We start from the raw sequence: 9,377 nt of genomic DNA, 5'->3' as shown, positions 1-9,377 counted from the left end.
ACGAAATATTAACAATTTTGTCGAATACGTATATATTATATCAAGAGTTTCTTTAAGGGACTCTCTCAATATAATATATAGGAGTGATATTTAATGAAATTTAAAAGTTATAGAGGCATAGGTTATGGAGAAAATTATAATTACTATGAAGAAGATTACAATGAATATAGATACAGAAAAGACAAAGATTTAGAATGTGAATGCAGATGTAGAAAGCATGACGATGATGAATGTAGATGCAAAAAACATGACTATGATTATGGATATAAAAAAGAGAAAGATTTAGAATGTGAATGTAGATGTAGAAAGCATGATGATGATGAATGTAGATGCAAAAAAGATAAAGAGAAAGATTTAGAATGTGAATGCAGATGTAGAAAGCGTGACGATGATGAATGTAGATGCAAAAAAGATAAAGAGAAAGATTTAGAATGTGAATGCAGATGTAGAAAGCATGATGACGATGATTGTAGATGTAAGAAATATGATGATGACGAAGATGAATGCAGATGTAAAAAACATGATTATGATTATAGATACAAAAAATATGATGATGATTATAGATATGGAAAAGAGTATTGGTAAACACTTTTATTTAGCATGTTAAAAAATTTCTTGTGCTGATGACTATTTTCATAGATTGAATTTTATTATTAAGATTCAATCGTCTTTAGCATAGATTTAATTAAAACACACAAAAATTTATTGTGATTAAAAATTCAATTGTATAAAAAATAATAATTAAATTTACGGAGGGCTATAAAACAAATTTTATAGTCCTCTTTGTATATATTCTATATTTTTGGGATCAAGTTAACTATGGTATAATTAAGATACAAAAAGTTTGAGCAATGATAAGATAGTAAATTTTGAAATTGATTGTTAAAATTCAATTTGTAGGTTAGATTCGATGAACAATAGATTTAAGTATAACATGATTGAAATATATAAATAGGAGTTGGTTTTATGATGAAAATAGATAGAGAAAAATGTATAGGTTGTGGGTTATGTATTAAGGATTGTTTTGTTAGAGATATAGAAATGCAGGATAAAAAAGCTAATATAAAAAATGAAACTTGTATGAAATGTGGTCATTGCATTGCTATATGCCCTAAAAATGCAGTATATACAGATGAATACAATATGGATGATGTAAAAAATTATAACAAAGAAGAATTTGAAATAGATGCAAATAATCTTCTTAATTTTATAAAATTTAGAAGAACAATAAGACAGTTTAAAGACAAAGATGTTGAGCGCGAAAAACTTGCCCAAATAATTGAAGCAGGAAGATTTACTCAAACAGGAGGAAACCTTCAAAATGTTTCATACATAGTAGTAAAAGAAAATATAGATGAGTTAAAATCTATGGTAATAGATACATTAAAAAATTTAGGAGACTACATACTTGCAAACAAAACTCCAGAAAATATGCAAGTACAAAAATACGCAAAGATATGGTTACAAATGTATGATGCTTATAAAAAAGACCCTAAGAAAAATGACATGCTATTTTTCAATGCTCCTGCAGTAATACTTGTAGTATCAGATTCTGATGTAAATGGAGCTCTTGCATCTTCTAACATGGAATTAATGACTAATGCCCTAGGACTTGGAACATTTTTTAGTGGTTTTTTAGTTAGAGCATCTCAGTCAAACAAAGAAATCATGGAGTATCTTGGTATAGAAGATGGCAAAAAGATTGTAACTTGTATGATTGTTGGCTATCCTGATGTAAAATATTCAAGAACTGTACCTAGAAAAGATGCAGATATAACATGGAAATAAATATATCATTAAATCAATATATTTACAATTTTTTACAAATTATGCTAAAATATTTACAACAAAGAGAAATTTAATAAAAATACCTCATCTAATAAAAAGATTGAGGTAGAGGTTGCATTTACTAAGAGTAATATTGAAGAGGTCGGAAGCCAATGAATCAATATAAAAGGAGTAAGTGCCGAAGTTCTAGTGTCCAAAGCTAGTGCTGGGACTGTATTTAATAAGTACAGGACTGTCATCAAAATTATCCCAAGTTTTGATGGAGAGCTATCTTAAGTAAGATAAAGGGAAGATGTAGGTATGTTGTATTTAGCATATTAAGCTCAACATGTATACATGTTGGGCTTTTTTTATACTTCTTCAAACTAAGATAGAAAAAATAAAGGGATAATAAAATATTTTAACTTACAAAATGGAGGAGTAAAAAAATGAGCACTTTAAGAAGACAAAAGTTTACTATGCCAAGCACACTTGCTATAATATTTTTACTAATAGTAGTAATGGCAGTTCTTACTTGGATAGTACCAAGTGGAAGTTTTGAAAGACAAGAAATACAAGATAAAATGGTTGTTGTAGCTGGAACTTACGAAAAAGTAGAATCAAACCCACAGGGAATTACTGATGTATTTACAGCACCTATAAATGGATTTATAGATGCAGCCGAAGTAGTTGGGTTTGTTTTAATAGTTGGAGGAGCTTTTGGAATAGTTAACAAAACAGGAGCCATAGAAGCAGCTATAGCTCATATAGTAAATAGAATGAAAAAATTCCAATTTTTAATAATACCAATCTCCATGATTTTATTTGGACTAGGTGGAACAACATTTGGAATGAGTGAAGAAACACTACCTTTTTATATGATATTTATTCCGCTTATGACTAGTATGGGATATGATTCATTAACAGCAGTGGCAACAGTATTTATAGGAGCAACAACTGGATTTGCAGCAGCTACTACCAATCCTTTCTCTGTGGGAATAGCACAAGCACTTTCACACATAGCACCAGGTTCTGGGATAGAGTATAGAGTTATTATGTTTATAATATTTATGAGCATAAGTATAGGATTTGTTATGATCTATGCTAACAAAGTTAAAAAAGATCCTACAAAGTCTTTAGTTAAGGATATATCACTAAATCAAGAAACAATAGATAGTAGTGATACAAATATAAAAGCATTTACAACAAAGGAAGCTATGGTAATAGCAATTTTCGCAATAGGTATGGCAACTATGGTATATGGAGTTTTAACACAAGGCTGGTATATAAGTGAAATTGCAATGGTATTTACAGCTATAGGTGTAATATCAGGACTAGCATCAGGACTAAAACAAGATGAAATAGTTAACTCATTTACAAGTGGAGCAAAAGATTTAATGTCAGCAGGATTATGCATAGCATTTGCACGTGGAATAGTAATAATAGCAGAAAATGGATACATAATAGATACAATCTTAAATTCAGCAGCAAGTGTATTAAATGGTTTACCAAAAGCCATATTTGTAAATTTAACATTCTTAATAGAAGGTTTAATCGCATTTTTAATACCATCAGCATCAGGACTTGCATCGCTTACAGTACCTGTTCTTGCACCACTTGGAGATTTAGTAGATGTATCTAGACAAATGATAGTTACAGCTTATCAATTTGGTATAGGTGTAACTAACTTAATAACACCAACATCAGGAGTTTTAATGGGGGCACTGGCACTAGCTAATATTCCTTGGTCGAGATGGATTAGATTTATAATGCCTTTAATGGTCATATTAATAATTACTACAATGGCATTTTTAACAACAGGACTATATATAGGGTTCTAATATAGGGGGTAAATTATGATAGAAAATATAAAGAAAAGAGCTTATGATATAGAAAATGAACTAGGAAGAGAAATAGAAGAAGTATGTGATTTTATATTTAATAATCCAGAACTAGGGGAAGAAGAATACATATCATCTAAATATTTAGTAGATAAAATGAAGGAATATGGATTTGATACAACTTATCCATACTGCAACCTAGATACGGCTTTTAGGGCAGAACTGGGAGATAATGATGGTACAACTATAGCATTTTTAGCAGAATATGATGCATTACCTGGATACGGAGAAAACAAAGAAGCAGGTCATGCTTGTGGTCATAACTGGATTGCAGCATCAACATTAGGAGCTTGTATAGTACTTAGTAAACTAAAAGAAGATTTTAAAGGGAAAATTGTACTAATAGGAACACCAGCTGAAGAAACTACAGGGGGAAAATGTGATTTAGTTAAATCAGGAGCTTTTGATGATATTGATGTATGTTATCAAATGCATATAGAAGCTTTTAATAATATAAACTGTAGAGCTTTGGCAATAGATTCATTAGAATTTAGTTTTGAAGGAGTAGCAGCACATGCAGCCAGCCATCCTCACATGGGAGTCAATGCATTAGATGCAGTACAACTTACATTTGCAGGAATAAATGCGCTAAGACAACATGTAAAATCAGATGTTAGAATACATGGAATAGTTTCAAATGGAGGAGAAGCTCCAAACATAGTTCCAGAAAAAGCAGCTTGTAAGTTTTATATAAGAGCTGGTGAAAGAAGCTATTTAGATGAAGTAACTAAAAAGGTTATAAACTGTGCAAAAGGTGCAGAATTAATGACAGGTGCAAAACTAACTTACAGATACTTTGAAAATTCTTTTGATAATATAGTAAACAACAAAATACTTCAAGATATAACAAAGAATAATTTAATTGATGTAGGTATAACTGATATATTAGAAGGAAAAGATGGTCCAGTAGGTTCAACAGATATAGGAAACGTAAGTCAAGTTTGCCCTACTATGTATACTGAAATAGCTTTAGATATAGAGCCTATGGTATATGTTCATGAGAAAGAGTTTTTAAATTATGCAAATTCTAAAGAAGCTTATGATAAACTCCATAAATCAGTAAAGGCTATGGTAGGGTGTGCATTGGAGATTTACTTGCAAGATGGACTGCTTGATGAGATTAAGAAAAATCATTTAAAATAGATTTTAGTATAAAAAATAAAACAAAAAGTATTACCGCAAACTGGTAATACTTTTTATAATTATATGTTGATTCACCATCAAAGGTTATATGAATTAAGAATAAAAGAAAATTTTATCACATAACATATTATTTTGTCACAGGGTAATGATGAAATATGAACTTTTCATAAGAGAACTACTAGATCTTACAGAAGAGGAATTGATTGATACTGCAAATGACTTTACTCATGAATTCAAATGTTTAAGAAAAGAAGTTTTGGCTATTACAGATCAACAATAGATTGTGTTGCAGATGAGACTCTAATTCAGATTATACAGCTTTTGTGATATTATATAATAGATTTTTATCGCCTTAGGTATTGATATAAATTGCCTAAGGCGATTTTTGAACAATTGTTTATTTTAAGTAATATCTTTCTTTAGTCTGTGTTTTATTTTTATATTCAATAGCCTTAGTAGGACAGCCACAAATGCACGCCATGCAATGAGTGCATTTATTTCCCCAGCGTGGTTGTTTATCCTTTAAACTAATATTGTTTAGAGGACATAGATCAACACATTTTCCACATCCAATACATTGCTTAGTAGAATAAAAACCTTTGGCATGAACAATAAACTTATAAAATGCTATATTTGTTATTCCACTTTTTATTGTTCCACCAAAACCACTAGGTTCAACAATCTCAAAATCTTTTTCATCACGTATATCCGAAGCAATTTTATAAATTAGATGAGAAGATTCTTCGATTATTTTATTTGATGTTTCTTTATCAGGTACATCAAATAAAGCTATATAATTTTCTGGCATTATTACTTCTGCCATACCTTTTAGCTGCCAGTCCTTATCATTACATAGTTTTTGAATATAGTTTATTGCTTTTGATGTATCTTCTCCACAAGTCATTATAAAGTATGCCTTATTATTTCCAGAAAATTTCGTTTTTCTAATAAAGTCTGTAACTACTCTTGGCAATCTCCATGCATAAGTGGGGCATACAAATATAAATGGTCTATCCGTAGATATTAGTTCTTCTGTACTTTCATGTTTTATAAGTTCATTTATTGAGATTATTTCATCATTTATTTCCTCGGCAATTTTACGAGCTACATACCTGCTATTGCCTGTTCCTGTAAAATATAAAATCATAATCATATCTCCTTAATTGTATATTAAAAATTTTAACCCTTAATTAATTATAATGAACATGTGCTGATTTAAATTCATATGTTTATTATAATTTATAATAGTCATTAATTCCAGTTGAGATACTTTCTGAAGTATTCACTATTTGTAAAATTTCAGATTCATTTTATCACATCTTGCTTAAACTTTAATCTATTTTTAGACTATAATAAACTAAATTGGGAATTTATGTTGAATAGATATGAAATAGAGGGAAGAGAGTTGGACTCTGTAGAACTTAAAGCACTTGTTGTAAGTAGGGGACTTAAAATTGCCAAATTAGTATATCAAAAATTAGGAAAAGACTATAGAATTTATCCAAATGCAAAGACAACATTAGGCATGACTTTTATGGGCAATGCAGTTATGCAAGGATGTAACTGGGTGGCTTTTCAATGTCTGTATGGAAAAGGATATATGGAACTGGGCTAGTAATATAAATACTCTACATAAAAATGATATAATGAAACCTTAAACTGAGGTACTACATGAAAAATAAAAAACAACACAATCTAACACTTATTAGTGTTAGTGCCAAATTTAGATAAATAGGAATTTGTGAAAATGATGAAAAGAGCATGGTGAGAATTAAAGATGGATAATTAGCTCATAGCCTAAAGATTTTATAGGCCACTATATACTGAAAAATAAAAGGAGGTGGTACTATGAAGATATATGTCAGATATATTAAAATATAGCTTGATTAAAAAATACAGAGGAGGAAATAATGTGAATTCATTAATAAGTAGTGACAATACATGGATGTTATGGACATTCTTAGTAGTTTGGTCTGCTATAAGTATAGTATTAGAACAAAAATACAAATGGGCATCTAAAGTAACGGGAGCAATTATAGCATTATTAGGAGCAATTATATTTGCAAATTTAAAAATAATACCGACAGAGAGTGCTGTATATGATTCAGTTTGGTCATATGTAGTACCAGTTGCAATACCGCTTTTATTATTAAAAGCAGATATCAAGAAAGTTAAAAATGAAAGTGGAAAAATGTTAGGTGCATTTCATATATCAGCCCTAGGAACAGTAGTAGGTACATTTATATCAGCATTTTTATTAAGTTCGATAATACCACATGTAGCTGAGATAGCTGGAATGATGACAGGTTCATATATTGGAGGAGGAGCTAACTTTGTTGCTATGACGAATGCTTTTAAAACTCCAGAAAATATAACTAATGCAACAATAGTAGCTGATAATTTAGTTATGGCTGTGTATTTCTTTGCAACTATGTCGATACCTTCTATATTATTTTTCAAAAATAAGTGGGGTATGGCTACAGAAGGTGAAGAAAATATAAGTGGAAGTTCTACATATTGGACAAAAAAAGAGATATCATTAAAGGATATAGCTATATGTTTAGCAATTGCTTTTTCAGTAGCAAGTTTATCTAATTTATTGTCTGAGTTTATATCATCAGTGATACCAACTTCAAATATATTATTAAAAATGGCTAATTCTATTTTCGGAAATATGTATTTAATAATGACAACTTTAATGTTGATAGTAGCTACAGTATTCTCTAAACAATTAGAAGAAATCAATGGAGCCGAGGAAATAGGTACATTTTTAATTTATTTATTCTTTGTAGTTCTTGGAGTGCCAGCGTCAATATCAGAAATAATAAAAAATGGTGCGTTTATATTAGTTTTCTGCATATTAGCAGTATCTATACATTTAATTGTAACTTTAGGTGTAGGCAAGCTGTTTAAGTTTAAATTAGATGAATTATTACTTGCATCAAATGCTTGTATAGGAGGACCAACTACTGCTGTAGCCATGGCTATAGCTAAGGGATGGAATAGTTTAATAGTTCCTACAATGATAGCTGGTGTATGGGGATATGTTTTAGGAAATTACGCTGGAATAATTGTTGGGAATATACTTCAAGTTATTTTGTAGAGAAAGATAAAAAATGAGCTTAAATTTATTTAAGAGGGTTTGCAATTATAGATTACAAGTTATTAATAAAAGCTAATAATTAAGCTTTTATGCTAACAAACCAAAATGTCCAAGGGTGTATCTTTTTTGATACACTCTTGGACATTTAAATCATAATTAGTATTATTTAAATTTATTTTTTCACTTTAAAGGAGAACAACTTAAAAATATTATGCCCTTATATTACTTAAAATATTTCTATCAATACCTCCATAGTTCCGCCACATACCATACCAACAGATTCAGCTACTTCGCCAGTCATATCCACATGTTCAATTGAATAAGAAGAACCATCGCTCATCATTTTTCTAGCTTTATTTAAGATTTCAGCCTCACTACATCCTCCGCCTATACTACCAAGTGTTCTACCATCCAGATAAGCAATCATTTTAGCTCCAGCTTTTCTTGGAACAGATCCTTTAGAAGAAAGGATTGTTAATATGGCTTTAGGCATAGGGTCTTCATTATTTATTTTAGAGATAACATCTTTGTCAAACTCAGGATAAGAGTGTTTTATAGCTTTATTATTTACAACACGTCTGTTTTTAAATGAAATAAGTTCTCCAACTATGGATATGGCAATTTCATCAGGAGTTACTGCAAAAATATCCATTCCAATAGGGGAACAAATATTTTCTAATGCTTCTTTTGAAAAACCTTCTGAAATTAATTCTTCTTTCAAACCTTTAACTCTACGTTTTGAGCCTATCATACCAATATATCTTAGATCATGATTTATAACATTTCTCAAAACTAAGCCATCATGTCTGTGTCCTCTTGTAACAATAACAACAAAGTCACTTTGTCTAAATTCAATATTTTCAAAGGATTTCTTAAAATCTTCACAAATTACTTCTTTAGCTTCAGGGAAGCGAAGAGTATTAGCAAAGTAAGGTCTATCATCTACAACAGTAACTAAAAAACCAACTCGATTAGCAAATTCGCACAAAGGCTTTGCTATATGACCACCACCAAATATTATTAGCCTTGGTTTTGGAAAATATGGCTCGACTAACACAGTTTCATTATTTTCAAGGTTAACTGTATGAATTTGTTCTAGAGAAATTGCATTGTTAATTCCTTCATATATAGCTTTATGTATAGGATGTGCTTTATTATCTATATCACTTTTAGTTAATAAAATCTTTTCTTTTATAGAAGGGTTTGTCTCATTATTATTTAAAAAAGTAAGCATGACACATTGATTTCCTTCATTAACTTTTTTAAGTAAATCATTATATAAATTATTGTACATTATGTTCAGCTCCAAGTTTTATATTTTATATTTAATATTATATAATCATTACATCTATACTTTCATCTATTAACCTAAAAGCATCTTTTAATTTATTTACAGGTACATCTTCCCATTTTTCAGCATCTAATAGTATTAATACTCTTTCTTTAACTAAATAGAAATCTTC

General features: G+C 29.7%; 9 protein-coding genes and 1 riboswitch. Of the genes, 7 read left to right on the top strand and 2 right to left on the bottom strand.

Annotated features, from left to right (window positions below; genetic code table 11):
- Positions 1 to 93 precede the first annotated feature (93 nt).
- From NSA58_RS11215 to NSA58_RS11195, 5 genes are all read left to right on the top strand, one after another.
- Positions 94 to 585, top strand: coding sequence for a hypothetical protein (locus tag NSA58_RS11215; RefSeq protein ID WP_257560472.1), 492 nt, complete (start codon positions 94 to 96; stop codon positions 583 to 585).
- A gap of 381 nt (positions 586 to 966) precedes the next feature.
- Complete coding sequence (locus NSA58_RS11210) at positions 967 to 1,788, top strand: nitroreductase family protein (RefSeq protein ID WP_039678232.1); 822 nt, start codon at positions 967 to 969, stop codon at positions 1,786 to 1,788.
- Positions 1,789 to 1,886: 98 nt separating this feature from the next.
- Positions 1,887 to 2,066, top strand: a riboswitch (Lysine riboswitch).
- Positions 2,067 to 2,216: 150 nt separating this feature from the next.
- Positions 2,217 to 3,608, top strand: coding sequence for a YfcC family protein (locus NSA58_RS11205; RefSeq protein WP_257560471.1), 1,392 nt, complete (start codon positions 2,217 to 2,219; stop codon positions 3,606 to 3,608).
- Between the two features lie 15 nt (positions 3,609 to 3,623).
- Positions 3,624 to 4,811 carry a M20 family metallopeptidase gene (locus NSA58_RS11200; protein ID WP_257560470.1) on the top strand — a complete coding sequence of 396 codons (1,188 nt, stop codon included), beginning with the start codon at positions 3,624 to 3,626 and terminating at the stop codon, positions 4,809 to 4,811.
- A 109-nt stretch (positions 4,812 to 4,920) separates the two neighbouring features.
- A complete protein-coding gene (locus NSA58_RS11195) occupies positions 4,921 to 5,091 on the top strand; it encodes a DUF2935 domain-containing protein (protein WP_316713256.1) in 171 nt (56 codons plus the stop codon).
- A gap of 117 nt (positions 5,092 to 5,208) precedes the next feature.
- On the opposite strand, the gene NSA58_RS11190 is transcribed toward NSA58_RS11195, so the two are convergent.
- Positions 5,209 to 5,958, bottom strand: a complete 750-nt coding sequence (locus tag NSA58_RS11190) for an EFR1 family ferrodoxin (protein ID WP_039678229.1) — start codon at positions 5,956 to 5,958, stop codon at positions 5,209 to 5,211.
- Positions 5,959 to 6,183: 225 nt separating this feature from the next.
- Between NSA58_RS11190 and NSA58_RS11185 the strand changes: the two genes are divergently transcribed.
- Entirely contained in the window at positions 6,184 to 6,426 is a 243-nt protein-coding gene (locus NSA58_RS11185) for a hypothetical protein (protein ID WP_074429752.1), read from the top strand.
- 297 nt (positions 6,427 to 6,723) lie between these two features.
- Positions 6,724 to 7,914 (top strand): DUF819 family protein, encoded by a 1,191-nt coding sequence (locus NSA58_RS11180; protein WP_039678238.1) that lies wholly within the window; start codon positions 6,724 to 6,726, stop codon positions 7,912 to 7,914.
- A 226-nt stretch (positions 7,915 to 8,140) separates the two neighbouring features.
- Here the strand turns inward: NSA58_RS11180 and NSA58_RS11175 are convergent, their stop codons facing one another.
- On the bottom strand, positions 8,141 to 9,208 hold the full coding sequence (locus NSA58_RS11175) for an XdhC family protein (RefSeq protein ID WP_074429753.1): 1,068 nt from the start codon (positions 9,206 to 9,208) through the stop codon (positions 8,141 to 8,143).
- Positions 9,209 to 9,377: the final 169 nt, after the last annotated feature.

Source organism: Terrisporobacter muris, from assembly GCF_024621905.1.
GTDB classification, from domain to species: domain Bacteria; phylum Bacillota; class Clostridia; order Peptostreptococcales; family Peptostreptococcaceae; genus Terrisporobacter; species Terrisporobacter muris.
The sequence above is the reverse complement of the archived record's forward strand: the minus strand, read 5'-3'. Positions and strand labels throughout refer to the sequence as shown.